General features: G+C 59.5%; 12 protein-coding genes. 2 read left to right on the forward strand and 10 right to left on the reverse strand.

What is annotated here, in order from left to right; genetic code table 11:
• Positions 1 to 140: 140 nt before the first annotated feature.
• The 3 genes from phaC to phbB form a co-directional block, all read right to left on the reverse strand.
• A complete protein-coding gene (phaC, locus tag FBY04_RS19865) occupies positions 141 to 1,844 on the reverse strand; it encodes a class I poly(R)-hydroxyalkanoic acid synthase (RefSeq protein WP_145316441.1) in 1,704 nt (567 codons plus the stop codon).
• A 99-nt stretch (positions 1,845 to 1,943) separates the two neighbouring features.
• On the reverse strand, positions 1,944 to 3,122 hold the full coding sequence (locus FBY04_RS19870) for an acetyl-CoA C-acetyltransferase (protein WP_145316443.1): 1,179 nt from the start codon (positions 3,120 to 3,122) through the stop codon (positions 1,944 to 1,946).
• Between the two features lie 57 nt (positions 3,123 to 3,179).
• Positions 3,180 to 3,926 carry an acetoacetyl-CoA reductase gene (phbB, locus tag FBY04_RS19875; protein WP_145316445.1) on the reverse strand — a complete coding sequence of 249 codons (747 nt, stop codon included), beginning with the start codon at positions 3,924 to 3,926 and terminating at the stop codon, positions 3,180 to 3,182.
• A gap of 281 nt (positions 3,927 to 4,207) precedes the next feature.
• Between phbB and FBY04_RS19880 the strand changes: the two genes are divergently transcribed.
• Complete coding sequence (locus FBY04_RS19880; RefSeq protein ID WP_145316447.1) at positions 4,208 to 5,245, forward strand: AraC family transcriptional regulator; 1,038 nt, start codon at positions 4,208 to 4,210, stop codon at positions 5,243 to 5,245.
• 202 nt (positions 5,246 to 5,447) lie between these two features.
• Here the strand turns inward: FBY04_RS19880 and FBY04_RS19885 are convergent, their stop codons facing one another.
• Complete coding sequence (locus FBY04_RS19885) at positions 5,448 to 7,952, reverse strand: DUF3141 domain-containing protein (RefSeq protein ID WP_145316449.1); 2,505 nt, start codon at positions 7,950 to 7,952, stop codon at positions 5,448 to 5,450.
• A gap of 242 nt (positions 7,953 to 8,194) precedes the next feature.
• Between FBY04_RS19885 and phaP the strand changes: the two genes are divergently transcribed.
• Positions 8,195 to 8,764 (forward strand): TIGR01841 family phasin, encoded by a 570-nt coding sequence (phaP, locus tag FBY04_RS19890; RefSeq protein WP_145316452.1) that lies wholly within the window; start codon positions 8,195 to 8,197, stop codon positions 8,762 to 8,764.
• 35 nt (positions 8,765 to 8,799) lie between these two features.
• On the opposite strand, the gene phaR is transcribed toward phaP, so the two are convergent.
• The 6 genes from phaR to FBY04_RS19920 all read right to left on the reverse strand — a co-directional run bounded on the left by phaR (position 8,800) and on the right by FBY04_RS19920 (position 17,450).
• Positions 8,800 to 9,321 carry a polyhydroxyalkanoate synthesis repressor PhaR gene (phaR, locus tag FBY04_RS19895; RefSeq protein WP_145316454.1) on the reverse strand — a complete coding sequence of 174 codons (522 nt, stop codon included), beginning with the start codon at positions 9,319 to 9,321 and terminating at the stop codon, positions 8,800 to 8,802.
• Between the two features lie 1,166 nt (positions 9,322 to 10,487).
• Positions 10,488 to 11,756, reverse strand: coding sequence for an OprD family porin (locus FBY04_RS19900; protein ID WP_084323410.1), 1,269 nt, complete (start codon positions 11,754 to 11,756; stop codon positions 10,488 to 10,490).
• Positions 11,757 to 11,884: 128 nt separating this feature from the next.
• Positions 11,885 to 13,657, reverse strand: coding sequence for an acyl-CoA dehydrogenase C-terminal domain-containing protein (locus FBY04_RS19905; RefSeq protein WP_145316456.1), 1,773 nt, complete (start codon positions 13,655 to 13,657; stop codon positions 11,885 to 11,887).
• 60 nt (positions 13,658 to 13,717) lie between these two features.
• Positions 13,718 to 15,379, reverse strand: a complete 1,662-nt coding sequence (locus FBY04_RS19910) for a cation acetate symporter (RefSeq protein WP_145316458.1) — start codon at positions 15,377 to 15,379, stop codon at positions 13,718 to 13,720.
• Entirely contained in the window at positions 15,379 to 15,705 is a 327-nt protein-coding gene (locus FBY04_RS19915) for a DUF485 domain-containing protein (RefSeq protein ID WP_145316459.1), read from the reverse strand. The genes FBY04_RS19910 and FBY04_RS19915 overlap by 1 nt, the downstream gene beginning before the upstream one ends.
• A 122-nt stretch (positions 15,706 to 15,827) precedes the next feature.
• Positions 15,828 to 17,450, reverse strand: coding sequence for an acyl-CoA synthetase (locus FBY04_RS19920; RefSeq protein ID WP_084323407.1), 1,623 nt, complete (start codon positions 17,448 to 17,450; stop codon positions 15,828 to 15,830).
• Positions 17,451 to 17,512 lie beyond the last annotated feature (62 nt).

A 17,512-nucleotide genomic window follows, 5' to 3' on the forward strand; every position in this document is an offset into this window, starting at 1 on the left:
TCCTTACGGGTGAGTGAGGAGGCCATGGTTGCGTAAATTGACGCGGGGATATTGAACCGGTGTGCTGTGTTTTGACTTTCTTGCAGGGCGAGAACGACGCGCCGCCCCGCGCAATAAAAGCTATCGCGCGGGACATTCCATCATTGCATCACGTAACGACCTGGGGCCGATTCAATTGCAGGGTACTGCGCGTTGCCGGTGTGCAGCGCTGAAGGCTGGCGTTCACCGGCGTGTTCGGCCAGCCAGGCGAACCAGTCGTTCCACCAGCTACCGGGATGTTGCTCGGCATCCTTGAACCAGGTATCGGGGTTTTTCGTCACCCGGTTGTTGGTCCAGTAATTGCGCTTTTCCCTGGCGGGCGGGTTGATGACCCCGGCGATATGCCCCGAAGCGCACAGCACGAAGCGCTTGGTGCCCGACAGCAATTCGGTGCTGGCGTAGGCGCTTCGCCACGGCACGATGTGATCGTCATGGGTGGCGAGGATGTACGCCGGCGCGTCGATGGCGCGCAGGTCGAGCTTGACCCCGCAACAGTCCAGCTCGCCGGATTTCAGGTCGTTCTGCAAATAGGTGTGGCGCAGATACCAGCAATACATCGGGCCGGGAAGGTTGGTGCTGTCGTTGTTCCAGAACAACAGGTCCAGCGGAATAGGCTTCTGACCCTTGAGGTATTTGTCGACGTTGTAGTTCCACCACAAATCATTGGGGCGCAATAGCGAGAAGGTGTTGCCCATGTCCTCGCCCTTGAACAGGCCGATGGGGCCGTCATTGCCACCGATGGTGCGTTCGCGGTAAGCCACCAGTTGCTCGTCGACGAAGATGTCGATCGGGCCGGTGTCGAGGTAATCGAGAAAGGTGGTAAGCAGGCTCACGCTGCCGATTTCCTTGTCGCCGCGGGCCGCCAAAACGGCCAGCGCCGAACTCAACAGCGTGCCGCCAATGCAGAAGCCGACGCAGTTGGGACGTTGTTCGCCGCTGATTTCACGGGTCACTTGCAGGCCTTTGATGATGCCGGTTTCGATCAGGTCATCCCAGGTGGTGCCGGCGTGTGCCTGGTCGAAGTTGCGCCACGACATCAAGAACACCGGATGGCCTTGTTGCAATAGATGGCGAACCATCGAGTTGTCCGGGCGCAGGTCGAGGATGTAGTACTTGTTGATCGACGGAGGGACGATGAACACCGGGCGCCGATACTGGGTTTCGCTTTGCGGGTAGTACTGAATCAGCTGGAACAGTTCATTCTCGAACACCACTTCGCCAGGGGTGTTGGCCAGATCGACGCCAACCTTGAAGGCGCCGCTGTCGCACTGGCGCATCTTGCCTTCCTGCAGGTCGCTGGCCAGGTGCAACAGGCCCGTGAGCAGGCTGCCGCCTTGAGTGTCCGCGGCTCGCTGCAGGGCATCGGGATTGCTCACCAGGAAATTGCTTGGCGCACCTGCGGCGATGGCTTGTTCCACGAGATACAGCAGGCGCTTGCGGGGTTTCTTGTCTTTGATTGGCAGTTTGTCGAGCAGTTTGAGCAGGAACCCGGCGTTAAGCAGATAAAACGCGGCGAGGGAGCCGAACAGCGGCTGGCTCCAGTTGCCACTGGCGAAACGTCGATCTTCAAAGGTGAAGGGCTGGCCGGTCATCAACCGTTGGCCAAGGTCCGTCCATTGCAGTTGATAGTCCGATTGAAGGCTGTCCAGGGTGACGCGCGGCAGGTCGAACCACTCGTTGTATTCCTGACCGGTAAACCATGGATTGGTGCTGACCCATAAACGTAATTGTTGCACTGCAAAGGAGGCAATGAACGGAACCTGACCGGACCAGAAGGTGTTGAAAGTGTGCGCGTTAGTGTTCATGGAACTCCTTGCCCACATCAGTAAACCGGGCAGAAAAAAACCGCGGTGCCGGAATTCGGCACCGCGTCAGCAGTCAAGCAAGCAGTCCTGTGTTTCTTATTATCGTTCGATGACCAGGCTGACGCCTTGGCCGCCACCGATGCACAACGTGGCCAAGCCTCTTTTGCCCTCACGGCGAATCAGTTCGTGCACCAGCGACACCAGAATCCGCGCACCCGACGCGCCGATCGGATGACCCAGCGCGATCGCGCCACCGTTGACGTTGACTTTGCGGGTGTCCCAACCCAGTTCTTTACCGACCGCCAGCGATTGCGCAGCGAATGCTTCGTTGGCTTCGATCAGGTCGAGGTCGTCCAGGCTCCAGCCGGCTTTCTCCAGCACCAGACGGGTGGCCGGCACTGGGCCGATGCCCATGATCGACGGATCCACGCCCGCGCTGGCGTAAGCCTTGATGCGTGCCAGAACCGGCAAGCCGAGGGCCTGGGCCTTGGCGGCGCTGGCCAGCAGCAACACGGCGGCGCCATCGTTGAGGGTCGACGAGTTGCCGGCGGTCACGCTGCCGTCTTTCTTGAACGCCGGTTTCAGATTGCTCATGGCTTGCAGCGTGCCGCCCGGGCGCGGTTGTTCATCCGTATCGAACACCAGCGGATCGCCCTTGCGCTGAGGGATCAGGATCGGTGTGATTTCACGCTTGAAGTAGCCCGCTTCGATGGCTGCGGCAGCTTTCTGTTGCGAGGCGGCGGCGAAGGCGTCCTGATCTTCGCGGCTGAGGCTGTACTGAGTGGCCAGATTTTCAGCGGTGATGCCCATGTGGTAGTCGTTGAAGGCGTCCCACAAACCGTCCTGAATCACGCTGTCTTGCAGTTGCGCATGGCCCAGACGCAGGCCGGCGCGCACCTTGGGCAGCACATAGGGCGCCAGGCTCATGTTTTCCTGACCGCCGGCAATCACCAGTTCGGCATCGCCGCAACGGATCGCCTGGACAGCCAGTTGCACGGCCTTGAGGCCCGAGCCGCAGACCTTGTTCAGGGTCAGGGCCGGAGTGGTAAAGGGCAGGCCAGCCTTGATCGCCGTCTGGCGTGCCGGGTTTTGTCCCGAGCCTGCGGTGAGGACCTGGCCGAGGATCACTTCATCGATCTGCGTACCGTCCAGACCGGTCTCTTCCAGCAGACGGCGAATCACCGTGGCACCCAGCTCGGTGGCTGGAATCGCGGACAAGGCACCTTGGAAACTGCCAATGGCGGTACGAGTAGCGGCAACGATTACGACTTCGTTCATGCGTGACCTCATTAAAATTTTGTCCAGCGGGAGCAGGGCGTCCTTGCCCCGATCGGTCTATTGCATGTTCATGCCGCCGTTCACCGAGAAGTCGGCGCCGGTGCTATAGCCCGATTCATCGGAGGCCAGCCAGGCAACGATCGAGGCGATTTCTTCGGGTTGGCCGAGGCGCCCGACCGGGGTGGCCGCAATCATGGTGTCGAGGATGTCCGGGCGGATGGCCGCAGTCATGCTGGTCTGGATGTAACCCGGCGAAACGGTGTTGACGGTCACGCCCTTGCCGGACACTTCCCGAGCCAGTGCCATGGTGAAACCGTGGATGCCGGCTTTGGCCGCGCTGTAGTTGGTCTGGCCGAACTGGCCGCGCTGACCGTTGATCGAGGAGATGTTGATCACTCGTCCCCAGCCTTTGGCCAACATCCCTTCAATCACCTGCTTGGTGGTGTTGAACAGGCCGCTCAGGTTGGTGCCGATGACCGCGTTCCAGTCCTCGGGCGTCAGCTTGCGGAAAGAAGCATCACGTGTAATGCCGGCGTTGTTGACCAGCACATCGATCGGGCCGAATTGTTCGCGCGCCATCTCGAAGGCCTTGCGCGTCGACTCCCAATCGGTGATGTCGCCGTAGATACACTCGAACTGAAAACCCGCCGCCAGCTGAGTGGCGATCCAGTCGTTCTTGCGGGCGGAGTCAGCGCTGCAACCGACGATGACCTTGAATCCTTCCTTGTACAGGCGCTGGCTTATCGCCGTGCCAATCCCACCCATACCACCCGTGACCAACGCAATACGACCAAGCGACTTCATAAGCTCCATTCCTTTTTTGTTTTTGCGCTGCAAGATGGGCGATTGTTCGGGATTGGCGTGGGATGCGGAAGTGTTGGGAGGTGACGGTGTGGTGTCCAACGGTGCCATGGGCGGTTTAGCGGCTGTGATGCGACGAATGGCCCGAAACACTGGCTAAAAGTGAGGACTACCTATACTGGGATCAATATTGGCAACGAAACACCCCGTTAGAATCTCGATTCATCGCAGATCAGTCATGGCTCCGGACAGGATGTCCGGTTCCACAGGTCATTGAGGACGCCATGTATAGAATGAGTTCAGGCTATGCCAGCGTGCTGGCAAATACGCTCTCGGCTCAAGGACTGGATGTCGCCAGTCTGTGTCGGGAGGCTGGACTAGACATTAATCTCGCAAACAAACCAGGAGCGTTCTGCGAGCGAAAGACCATCTATCGACTCTGGGAACTGGCCACAGAGGCCTCGGGCGATCCGGACATTGGCTTACGGGCCTATGGCAGTTTCCACCCCGGCAGTTTTCAGATCGTCGGCTACACCATGATGTCCAGCCTGAATCTGAAAAAAGCCCTTGAACGCCTGGTCCGTTTCAGTCCGTTGATTGGCACCGGGTTCAGCCTTTTCTTCACTTCGGAACAGCAACATTACCGTCTGTCCGGGCTCGACCATCAGCAGCAGGGTTCGGTCAAACCGCGCCAGTACACCGACGCCGGGCTGGCGTCATTGCTGGGGTTCTGTCGCAAGCTGTCGGGCGGCAACGCACCGCAACCCCTGAGTGTCGAGTTCACCTATCCCAAGCCTGAAGACATCTCCGAGCATCGACGGCTGTTCGGCTGCAATCTGCATTTCGACGCGCCTTACGACAGCATTTTGTTTGACGGGGAGGAGCTGATGCGGCCTTTGAGCATGGCCAACGAAGCGTTGGCAGTGCTGCATGACAGTTTTGCCGAGGCGCAACTGGACCTGCTGTTTGGTTTTTGCATTGTCGGCCGGATTCGCGCGCTGCTTACCGAGCGCTTGAGTCAGGGGCAGGGGCAGTGCGACATGGAGTCGATCGCGGCGGCCTTGAACATCAGCAAGCGAACGCTGCAACGTGCGCTGGAAAAGGAAGGGACTCAATTCAAGGACGTGCTGAACGCGGTGCGTCGACAACTGGCGGATTTCTACCTGCGTCATTCTCACTTCAACATGAAACATGTCGCGTATCTCCTTGGTTTTCATGATCACAGCAGCTTCAACAAAGCCTGTAGCCGCTGGTTTGGCATGACACCGGGGCAGTACCGTTCCGATGAATCGTTCGAGATCGAGGAAGCCGCGCCGGTGTGACTCGTTGCTCGTCAGCACTTGAGCCTTGTCCACCATTTTGTAAGCAACGAATCCCCTGTGTGGCGAGGGGATTTATCCCCGTTCGGCTGCTAAGCAGTCGTAAAACCATTGTGTGCGGTGTACCTGATACACCGCGGTTTTCGATTTCGGGGCCGCTTCGCAACCCAACGGGGATAAATCCCCTCGCCACACAGGTCGCTCATCATGGTGCAGGAGGTTTCTTCGCACCTTTTTTGCCCTTGGCGGGTTTGCGCGTTTTAGTCGACATTACCGGGGCAATTGGCTCAGCGACGACCACTGGGGTCTTTTGCTTGACCGGCTCTGGTACGACGACGGGGGCTTTTTGCTTGACCGGCTCAGGTACAACGACCGGAGTTTTCGGTTTGATGGGCTCCGGAGTTATCGCCGAAACTTTCTCCACGACAACATCGGTTTCACCTGGAGGTTGAGTCAGGCTGAACCCCGGCAGCGGCACATCGAGCAGCGTGTGCAATTCACACCAGAACAGGTTGTCTGCGCCGCTGGTCAGCAGTTCTGGCAGCAACTTCGCGACGGCCGCCAGCACTTGTTGGCGTTCTTCGGGCTCAACCAGCATCAGGGGCAAACTGTGCAGGCTTTCCTGCGGGTGGGTGGCGACCAGCAGTTTTTGCAGGCGAAGGGTTTCGCGCAGGTCCATCGGCGCGGCACTGTAGTCCTGCAGCAGCACTTGCAATTGCAGGATAAGTTTCTCGACGCTTTGTTTGCCTGGTTCATCGCTGTCGCGGCACAGCAGGAACAGGATCCGGATCAAGGCTTCCATCAAGCCGCCAAGGGGCAGGGCGTCCTGAAGGCGTTGGGTCAGGACTTTATCGTGCTGCCTGGCATGCGCCTGGAGGTCTCGCCCCGGGGTATTGCCGGCGAGGCTATTGAGGACGCCATACACGCCGTAAAAACTCATCTCCTGTGCGGCATCACGCAGGTCCCGATAACCATTCAAAGCGTCCTGTACCTGGTTGGAAAACAGCTCCTGCCAGGCCAGCAACGGATTGGACGGGCTGGCGGGATGTCGATCCTTGCTCACTTGAGCGGCACTGCCTGCCAGCCACCAGAGGGCCGGGTTCAGGCTGTTCCACATCACCTGTTGCTGGTGGAACGGGTGTGCCTTGCGCATCATTTCGGCGGTCGGCTCGTTGATCAACTGACGCAACCACGGCCGTACAAATCCGTCATAAAGCGTGTTGTTGAAATCAGAGGCGCGTTCGACCAGCGCGAATTCGCGATCGTCGTCCCGGGGCGGCTGCACTTTACCGTGGATGTCGGCGATACGCCGTGGCTCGAAACGCACGGCGTACGGCGTATCCGAGTGTTCCGGCAGGTCATCGATGAGCATTTCATAGAGCCCGCCCGGCAGTTCATTGATTGCATCGACTGCGCCGAGCAACTCACGGTGTTCACGCCGCGCCACTTCACCCGACACGAAGATGCCCAGATGACCGATGCTCGCGTGCCGCAGGTAAACGATAGTGCGACCGGCATTTTGCAGGGCAAGATCGCTGGGATAGACATCGGTAATCCAGTCCAGCGCCTGCTGCGGCGAGGTGATGTTGTCGCCATAGGAACAGAACACCACCACCGGCACTTCGATGCGTTTGAGGTCGAGCCCGCTGCTCTTGCGCCCGAGGCCGCCGGACAGCTGATTACCGATGAACAGATCGTCGACGATCATCTCGATCTCTTCGCCATTGAGCAGGGTCGGGCTGCCCCACCAGCGTTCGAAATCCAGAAAGCGCGGGGCTTCGCTGTCGACTTCGCTGAACAGGTGGTAGTACTTGCCCCACCAGGTGTTGGCCGGGTCGAGGCTTTCGAAATTGCTCACCAGCCAGGTGCCGTCGAAACGGTCATTGCCCAGGTCGCTGCCCAGGCGCGCCATCCAGCCGCCACCCAGCAAACCGCCGGTGTAGCGCATCGGATTGCGCCCATTGACGCCGGCCCAGTACGACAAAGGCGCGCCATTGACGATGATCAGTCCTGGCAGTTCCGGGCGGGTCGCCGCCAGGCCCATCAGTGCCCAGCCGGCCTGGCAGTTGCCGATCACCACGGGTTTGGTGCTGGTGGGATGTCGCGTGCTGACCTCTGCGAGGAACCGTGCCTGGGCTTCAACGATGTCCGCCAGGGTTTGGCCCGGGCGTGGCGAATGGCTGAACGAGATGAAATAGGTCGGATGGCCGGCGCGCAGGCTTTCGCCGATGACCGAATCCTGTTTGAAACCGCCTATCCCCGAACCGTGACCGCCGCGTGGGTCAATGATGATCACTGGCTGTTTTTTGCTGTCGAGCGTTTGCCCGGGGCCCGCGAGGATCTGCAGCAACGAGTAGTTGACCGGGCGAAGCAGGTCTTCGCCGGCAATCAGGGTTTCATGATTGAACTTGAGCAGCAGCGGATACCCGGCGCGTTCGTAGGCCAAGGTGTTGTCACCGCGCTGACGCAGGGTGTCCCAGAACAGCACACTGCGTTGGCCCAGGTCGGTGACGTATTCCTGCCAGTCAGCGGCATTCGGCGTTGTCAGTAGCCCAAGGCTTGAAGGCGCGTAGGTTTTGGCCTGACGCTGTCGCGCGGCGTCGAGAACGTTGAGGGTGTTGAGGCGCTGGAGGTGGTTCAGGTGTTCGAACAAACCGGATGGAGCTGAAAGCCCATCATCTTGCAGCGCAATATTTTCTTGCTGACCCATCGTGAACTCCTGACCCACTGCGTGGGAATGTCGCCCTGATTGATAGAAGCCAGGCCGTCATTCAATTGTCACGAGTGTATAGGGAATATCAACCGAGCAAGCGAACTTTATTGTGCGCTGCACAAAATAGGCGTTGCCAAATAGTTTTGTGCGCTGCAATATCAAACCCGGCGCGATGACTGGCAGGATCGCTATCGCGTCCGCAGGCCCATCCGGGCCTTCCAGTACCAGGAGATTCAAGCATGTCTTTTTTCAACCCGGAAAATCTGCAAACCGCTCAGAAAGCCAACCTCGACTTGTTGCAGCAAATCAGCGGCAAAATGTTCGCCAGCGTTGAGCAATTGAGCCAGTTGCAGTTCAAGGCACTGCGTGACTCCACCGAAGAGCACTTCGAAGGCGTGCGCAAACTGCTGGCCGTCCGTGATGCACAAGGTTTTGCTGATCTGCAGGCGTCGTTCACCCAGCCGAGCGCGCAATCCGAACGTCTGGCCGAGTTTAATCGTCAGGTTCAGGCGCTGATCGTGGGCACGCAGTCGGACATCGCCAAACTGACGTCGAGTCAGGTCGAGGCGGGCACCCAGCAGGTGAATGAGTTTGTTGAATCGATCAGCAAGAATGCACCGGCCGGCTCCGAGCCTGTAGTGGCTGCATTCAAGTCCGGCCTGGCGAATGCCAGTACCGTGTTTGAAAGCGCACAGAAAGCCGTGAAACAGGCTTCCGATGTGGCTCAGAGCAATTTTGACGCCGCCACTGCCGCTGCCGCCAAAGCAGCACCAGAAGCCAGCGCCAAGACCACCAGCGGTAACAAGTAAGTCAAATCAGGCCGGCAGCACCGATGGCGACGGGTTTATTCCCCGTCGCCATTTTTTTTTGTGCCGTTTTCACTTTCAGGTTTGCCGGTGAACAGGCCAAACATGTTTTGCGTGTTCAGGTAGAGCGCCTTGGACTGGTCGACATACTGGCGCATGAGGTCCTTCATGACCGGCGCCTGCTGGTGCATGAAGGTGCTCCAGGCTTCGGAAGATTGCGCGCCGGTCTGGGACTGGATATCGATCACGGTCTGAATACTTTTGTCGAGGTAGCTGCCCAGCACACCCTGATAAGGACCGTAGAACTGGATAATCCCCATCAGCATCTCGCTGGTGAAGATCGGCTCACCGCCGCTTTCCGCTTCCAGAATCACCTGCAGCAGGATACTGCGAGTCAGATCCTCGCCAGACTTGGCATCGACCACCTGAAACGAAACCTTATCGACGACCAACTGGCGTATGTCCGCGAGCGTCAGGTGACTGCTGGTGTGGGTGTCATACAGTCGGCGATTGGGATACTTCTTGATCAGGCGGGGAGTGTTCCGACTGTTATCTGGCATGCGGGGCGTCTCGTGGCGAGCCTGGTTTGCAGGCATCTTAACCTACAATGGCTGCGGCCGCGGGATGGTGTCGGGGAGAGAGGTCGGGGCTGACCTTCCGGGTGTAGTTGAAGCCCCCATCGCCAGCAAGCCGGCTCCTACAGAATCGGGGTGTGCCGATGTTTTATGAACGACACAAACCGTGTAGGAGCCGGCTTGCTGGCGAATCGGTGGTGGCCGTTACGCAGCCTTACCATATCGGCAACGTGTAACTGACAATCAAACGGTTTTCATGGAAATCACGGCCAAAATTCGTTGAACCCCCCATCGCCAGCAAGCCGGTTCCCACAGAATCGGGGGATGCCGATGTTTTATGAACGACACAAACCTTGTAGGAGCCGGCTTGCTGGCGAATCGATGGTGGCCGTTACGCAGCCTTACCAGATCGGCAACGTGTAACTGACAATCAAACAGTTTTCATGGAAATCACGGCCAAAATTCGTTGAACCCCCCCATCGCCAGCAAGCCGGCTCCTACAGAATCGGGGGATGCCGATGTTTTATGAACGACACAAACCTTGTAGGAGCCGGCTTGCTGGCGAATCGGTGGTGGCCGTTATGCAGCCTTACCAGATCGGCAACGTGTAACTGACAATCAAACGGTTTTCATCGAAATCACGGCCAAAATTCGTTGAAGACCCCATCGCCAGCAAGCCGGCTCCTACAGAGTCGGGGGATGCCGATGTTTTATGAATGACACAAACCTTGTAGGAGCCGGCTTGCTGGCGAAGCGATGGTGGCCGTTACGCAGCCTCACCAGATCGGCAACGTGTAACTGACAATCAAACAGTTTTCATCGAAATCACGGCCAAAATTCGTTGAAGACCCCATCGCCAGCAAGCCGGCTCCTACAGAATCGGGGGGATGCCGATGTTTTATGAACGACACAAACCTTGTAGGAGCCGGCTTGCTGGCGAAGCGATGGTGGCCGTTATGCAGCCTTACCAGATCGGCAACGTGTAACTGACAATCAAACGGTTTTCATCGAAATCACGGCCAAAATTCGTTGAAGCCCCCTTCGCCAGCAAGCCGGTTCCCACAGAATCGGGGGGGGCCGATGTTTTATGAACGACACAACCCGTGTAGGAGCCGGCTTGCTGGCGAAGCGATGGTGACCGTTACGCAGCCTTACCAGATCGGCAACGTGTAACTGACAATCAAGCGGTTTTCATCGAGGTCGCTGCCAAAATTGGTCGACCGCACCGTCGCATTACGCCATTTCACCCCGACGTTTTTCAGCGGCCCGCTCTGCACGACATAGCCAATGTCGGTGTCCCGTTCCCATTCCTTGCCTTGCGGACGGTTACCGCCCAGGTCGATATTGTCCCCGGTGATGTAGCGCGTCATGAAGGTCAGGCCCGGTACGCCAATGGCCGCAAAGTTGTAGTCGTAGCGAGCCTGCCAGGACTTCTCGTCCTTGCTGGCGAAGTCGCCGATCTGCACGAAGTTCACCAGGAACGCATCGGTGCCATTGACGTAGGCGTACCCGGTGTCACCGCTCATGCCTTGATAACCCAGGCCCAACGCATGCCCGCCGAGGCTGTAGGTGAACATCGCACCGATGGCGTTGTTATCGACATTGCTGCCGCCATCATCCGTTGAACGGGCGAAGCGCAGGTCGGTTTTCAACGACTGGCCGGTGGTGACCGGCAACACATAGGTCAGGTTGACCAGGTGCTGGCTGTAGAAATTGTCGAGATGCCCGTAGCTGTAACCGGTGGCGAGGTTGCCGGTCCATTTGTAATTGAGGCTGGCGAAATCGAAGCTGTCGCTGTCCGGATGGCGGCTGGTGATGCCCTTGGCGCCGGTTCGGGTGATGCCCATGTCCTCGTAGTCCGAGGAATCGCGCTGGTTGACCTGCGTCAGTCGTCCGGCATCCACGCTCAGGCCTTCGATTTCCAGGGAGGTCAACTGACCGCCCTTGAAAGTTTGCGGCAGCAGCCGTGAATCGTTAGCCAGCACCGTCGGCAGTTTCGGCAGCAGCGTGCCGAGTTTCAGCGTGCTTTTGGAGGCGCGTACTTTGGCGGTCAGGCCCAGTTCGCCGTACTCGTCCTGCGCACCTTTGCGGGTGTCGCGATGGCGCTGTAGCAGGCCGGAGCCGGCGCGATCCGGGCTGGAGTCGAGCTTGACGCCCAGCAGGCCGATCGTATCGAAACCGAACCCGATCAAACCCTCGGTGAAGCCGGACTCGTAGCGCAGCAGGAAACCCTGCGCCCATTCCTCCTGCTTCGATTGCGCCGCGTTGGCCTGACGATAATCCCGGTTGAAGTAGAAGTTGCGCAGTTCGAGGCTGGCCTTGCTGTCCTTGATAAAGTCAGCCGCGGCGGGAGCCGAGAGGCTGATGACACCGCCGGCCAGAAACAGTCGGGTAGCGAGAATACGGGTGTTGCGATCCATGTGAAGCCCCTTTGTTTTTATTATGGAATGACGGCTTGCGCGACCCTCGCCAACCGGGCGAGGGCTTATCAATAAAAAAACGCGGACACCAAAAAGAGAGGAGCGTGGCGCCGCGTGCGGTTCAATCGTCAGAACTGCTCGGCCCTCAGACCGAACAACGAAGCACTGCCGGCGCGAATCGACTGTTCGAGGCTCAAAATGCGCGGCAGCAAACGATGGATGTAGAAATCGGCGGTGGCGATTTTCGCGCCGTAGAACGCTTCGTCTTCGCCACGTTTTTTCTGAGCAACCTGCGCCATGCGCGCCCACAGCCAGGCGTAAGCGACATAACCGAACAGGTGCAGATATTCCACGGAGGCGGCGCCGACTTCGTTGCGGTTGGTCGCCGCCCGGTCCTGCAACCAGTCGCTCAAGGCTTCCAGGCGCTGCACGGCATCGAACAGTTGCGCGGAGTAGGGCGCGTCAGGCTGATGGGCGAAATGGCGGATCTCGCCGGTGAACTGACGCAGCGCGACACCGTTATCGGCCAGCACCTTGCGCCCGAGCAGATCCAGCGCCTGGATGCCGTTGGTGCCTTCGTAGATCTGTGCGATGCGCACATCGCGGACCAATTGTTCCTGGCCCCACTCGCGGATGTAGCCATGGCCGCCGAACACTTGCTGGCCGTTGATGCAGCTTTCCAGGCCGGTGTCGGTGAAGAAGGCCTTGGCAATCGGTGTCAGCAAGGCGACCAGGGTCTGGGCGGTGTCGCGTTCTTGCGCATCGTCGGAGAACTTCGCCAGATCGAGCTGCTGCCCGACATAACTGGCGAACGCGCGGCCACCTTCGGTCATGGCTTTCATGCTGAGCAGCATGCGGCGCACGTCGGGGTGAACGATGATCGGATCGGCGACTTTGTCCGGGGCCATGGCGCCGGTCGGGGCGCGGCTCTGAATGCGTTCACGGGCGTACGCCACAGCACTCTGATAAGACGCTTCGGCGCAACCAATGCCCTGAATGCCGATGGACAGGCGTTCGTAGTTCATCATGGTGAACATCGCCGCGAGGCCTTTATTGGCTTCGCCCACGAGCCAGCCACTGGCACCGTCGAAATTCATCACGCAAGTGGCCGAGGCCTTGATGCCCATCTTGTGCTCGATTGAACCGCAACTCACGGCGTTGGCGTCACCGAGTGAACCGTCGGCATTGACCAGCACCTTGGGCACCACAAACAGCGAGATGCCTTTCGGCCCGGCCGGTGCGTCCGGCAGTTTGGCCAGCACCAGATGGACGATGTTCTCGGTCAGGTCCTGATCGCCACCGGTGATGAAAATCTTGCTGCCAGTGATGCTGAAACTGCCGTCGGCCCGAGGTTCGGCGCGGGTGCGGATGAGCCCCAGATCCGTGCCGGCATGAGCTTCGGTCAGGCACATGGAACCGGCCCAGCGACCTTCATACATTGGCGGCAGGTACAGGTCTTTCAAGCTGTCGCTGGCGTGGGCATCCAGTGCCAGGCAGGCACCGGAACTCAATGCCGAGTACAGCGCGAAGCTTGAATTGGCGCCGTAGAGCATTTCTTCAAACTGCACGGCCAGCATTTTCGGCATGCCCATGCCGCCATATTCGGTATTACCTGACAGGCCGACCCAGCCACCTTCGATGTACGTGGCATAAGCCTGTTTGAAGCCGATCGGCGTGGTCACCTGACCTTCATGCCATTGCGCACCTTCCTCATCGCCGCTGCGGTTCAAGGGTGCGATCAGGTGCGCGGTGACTTTTCCCGCCTCCTCAAGGATCGCGTCGGCGATGTCGGCATCGATGTTGTCAGCCAGGGCCGGCAGGCGCGCCCACAGGGCCGGGGCGTCGAACACTTCATGCAGGACGAAGCGCAGGTCGCGCAGGGGGGCTTTGAATTCGGGCATAACGTGAACCTCAACAGGACGGTTGTGCACGGCGCCGCAACAGCGCGCCGTGCCTTTCAATCAATGGCTGGAAGCGGCGGCAGCACCGAGGCCGGTCTGGGCGCGCACGAACTGGTCGGCGTAGGCATCACGTTCCTTGTCGGCCCGCACGCTGCGGTCGAGTCGGGACACGACGACGATCACCAGAAACGCCAACGGCATGGAGAACAGCGCCGGGTGGTCATACGGGAAGATCGCGTGAGCATGACCGAGCACGGTCACCCACACGGCCGGGGAAAGGATCACCAGCACCAGGGCGCAGATCAGGCCGGCAAAACCGCCGATGATCGCGCCTTTGGTGGTCAGGCCTTTCCAGTACATGGCCATGATCAGTACCGGGAAGTTGGTCGACGCGGCGATGCCGAACGTCAGGCCGACCAGGAACGCGACGTTCATCTTCTCGAACAGAATGCCCAGCAGAATCGCGATGACGCCCAGGCCCACGGTGGCCATGCGGGTCACGCGCATTTCCTGTTTCTGAGTGGCTTTGCCTTTCTTGAACACGGTGGCGTAGAGGTCGTGGGAAATCGCCGACGCACCGGCCAGGGCCAACCCGGACACCACTGCAAGAATGGTGGCGAAGGTCACGGCCGAGAGGAACCCGAAGAACAGATTGCCGCCGACGGCTTTGGCCAGGTGCATGGCCACCATGTTGCCGCCGCCGATCAGGGCACCGCCGACTTCGCCATTGACGTAGTACTGCGGATCGGTGCCGATGATCACCATCGCGGCGAAGCCCAGGGTGCAGACCACCAGGAAGAAGAAGCCGATGAAACCGGTGGCGTAGAACACCGATTTACGCGCTTCCTTGGCGTTGGGCACGGTGAAGAAACGCATCAGAATGTGCGGCAAACCGGCGATGCCGAACACCAGGCCGAGCGACATCGACGCCGTGTTGATCGGGTCGGCCAGCATTGAGCCGGGGCCCATGATGTTCCAGCCGCTGGCATGCGCCTCGACTGCTTTGGTAGCCAGGGTTTCGTAGCTGAAACCGAACTGCGACATGGCCATGACCGCGAGGGTCGTACCGCCGGCGAGCAACAGCACGGCTTTGATGATCTGCACCCAGGTGGTGGCGATCATCCCGCCGAAAATCACATACACCAGCATCAACGCGCCAACGATCATCACCGCGACCGGGTAGTCGAGCCCGAACAGCAATTTGATCAACTGGCCGGCACCGACCATCTGCACGATCAGGTAGCAGCACACCACCGTCAACGAACCGAACGCGGCGAAAATCCGCACTTTGTTCTGGTCCAGTCGATAGGAAACGATGTCGGCAAAGGTGTAGCGCCCCAGATTGCGCAGACGCTCGGCCATCAGGAAAGTGATGATCGGCCAGCCGACAAAGAAGCCGATGGTGTAGATGAAACCGTCATAACCCTTGGCAAACACCAGGCTGGACAGCCCCAGCAGCGTGGCGGCGGGCATGTAGTCACCAGCGATCGCCAGGCCATTCTGAAACCCGGTGATGCCACCGCCGGCAGTGTAAAAGTCCGATGTGGATTTGGTCTGGCGTGCGGCCCACCAGGTGATCGCCAGCGTACCGAGGACGAACACGAAGAACATGCCGATCGCGTTCAGGTTCAGCGGTTGTTTTTCTATGGCGCTCAACGCGGGCGCGGCGAACACAGCGGAGGCCGGCAGCAGGCACGCTGCGGCGAGGATGAGTTTACGCATCACTTGCTCTCCTCAAGAATGGCGGCGCCCAGCGCATCGAAGCGGGTGTTGGCGCTGTAGACGTACCAGCCGGTCAGCAGCCAGGAAAAAATGATGATCGCCGCGCCAACCGGCATGCCCAGGGTCAACATCCGATGCTCGCCAAGCGGTGCGTGCAGCCACTTCGGGGCAAACGCCACCACGAGCATGAACAGGTAATAAGTGCCGAGCACGGCAGCACTCAACGACCAGGCCAGGCGCGAACGGCTGCTGACCAATTGAAGGAATTTCGGGTTGGTCCGAATACGTTCACAGCGTTGGGTATCGGTTGCATGGATGTCGATCATGGTGCGCTCCACATTGTTGTTGTTATCGGTGTGAGGTGGCAGGGCGTGCCGAATCCGGCGTGCACGAGCCCGAAGCGGCAGGTAAGACACCTGCCGCCTGATAGGTGAAAAGTCGGTTAGGGTTAGAGGGCCTTGGCCCTGTCTCGCAGTACGTACTTCTGGATCTTGCCGGTGGAGGTCTTCGGCAACAGGGTGAAAATCACCGTGCGCGGGACTTTGAAACCGGCCAGGTGTTCGCGGCAGAAACTGATGATGTCGGCCTCGCGAACGTCCTGGTGATCGGCCTTCAAGGTGATGAAGGCGCAGGGCGTTTCGCCCCATTTTTCATCGGGACGGGCGACCACCGCGGCTTCCATCACGCCCGGATGGCGGTAGAGCACGCCTTCGAGTTCGATGGTGGAAATGTTCTCGCCACCGGAAATGATGATGTCTTTGAGGCGGTCCTTGATCTCGACATAACCGTCGGGATGACATACCGCCAGGTCGCCGGTATGGAACCAGCCACCCTCGAACGCTTCGGCGGTGGCCGTCGGGTTTTTCAGGTAGCCCTTCATCACGGTGTTGCCGCGCATGAACACTTCACCGATGGTCTGGCCATCGCGTGGGGTCGGCTCCAGGGTCTTCGAGTCGCCGACCATCACGCCTTCGAGCGTCGGGTAGCGCACACCCTGGCGGGATTTGATCTGCGCCCGTTCTTCCAGCGGCAGTTCATCCCATTCGGCATGCCAGGCGCAGAGGGTCACCGGGCCATAGGTTTCGGTCAGGCCGTAAACGTGGGTGACCTTGATGCCCATTTCTTCCACGGCGCCAATCACTTTGGCCGGCGGTGCAGCGCCGGCAACCATGGCGGCGACCGGGTGATCGATGGCCGCCTTCGCCGATTCCGGCATGTTGACCAGCGCATTGAGCACAATCGGTGCACCGCACAGGTGGGTGACCTGGTGTTCGCGGATCAGCGTGAGGATTTTCTGCGGATCGACGCGGCGCAGGAACACGTGCACACCGGCCAGCGCGGTGATGGTCCACGGATAGCACCAGCCATTGCAATGGAACATCGGCAGGGTCCAGAGGTACACCGGGTGGTTGCCCATCGCCCAGGTCATCTGGTTGCCCAGGGCATTCAGATAAGCGCCACGGTGGTGATAGACCACACCCTTCGGATTGCCGGTGGTGCCGGAGGTGTAGTTCAGCGAGATGGCTTGCCACTCATCGTCCGGCCATTGCCAGGCGAATGCCGGGTCGCCTTCGGCCAGCAATGCTTCATAGTCCAGATCGCTGACGGCCTGGCCTTCGCCGTATTCCGGATCGTTGACGTCGATGACCAGCGGCGGGTGATCCAGCATGCCGATGGCGGCATGAATGACGCTATGGAACTCGCGGTCGGTGATCAGCACCTTGGCCTCGCCATGCTGGAGCATGAAGGCAATGGCTTCGGCATCCAGGCGCACGTTGAGCGGGTTGAGCACGGCGCCGATCATCGGTACGCCAAAATGCACTTCAAGCATTTCCGGAATGTTGGGCAGCATCACCGCCACGGTGTCGTCCTTGCCGATGCCGCGACCGGCGAGCGCCGAGGCCAGGCGTCGGCAACGGGTATAGGTCTGCGCCCAGGTGCGACGGATCGAGCCATGGATGACTGCGGGGTACTCGGGATAAACGTTGGCGGTGCGCTCGAGGAAGCTGAGCGGCGACAAGGCGATGTGATTGACAGCCAAAGGGCTTAGCCCTTGTTCATAGATCGACATGTACGGGTACTCGGTGGCTGATTGTTAGCTCTATCGGTGGCCTTTCAGCGTAGCCGCTGAAG

Source organism: Pseudomonas sp. SJZ080, assembly GCF_007828295.1.
GTDB lineage: Bacteria > Pseudomonadota > Gammaproteobacteria > Pseudomonadales > Pseudomonadaceae > Aquipseudomonas > Aquipseudomonas migulae_A.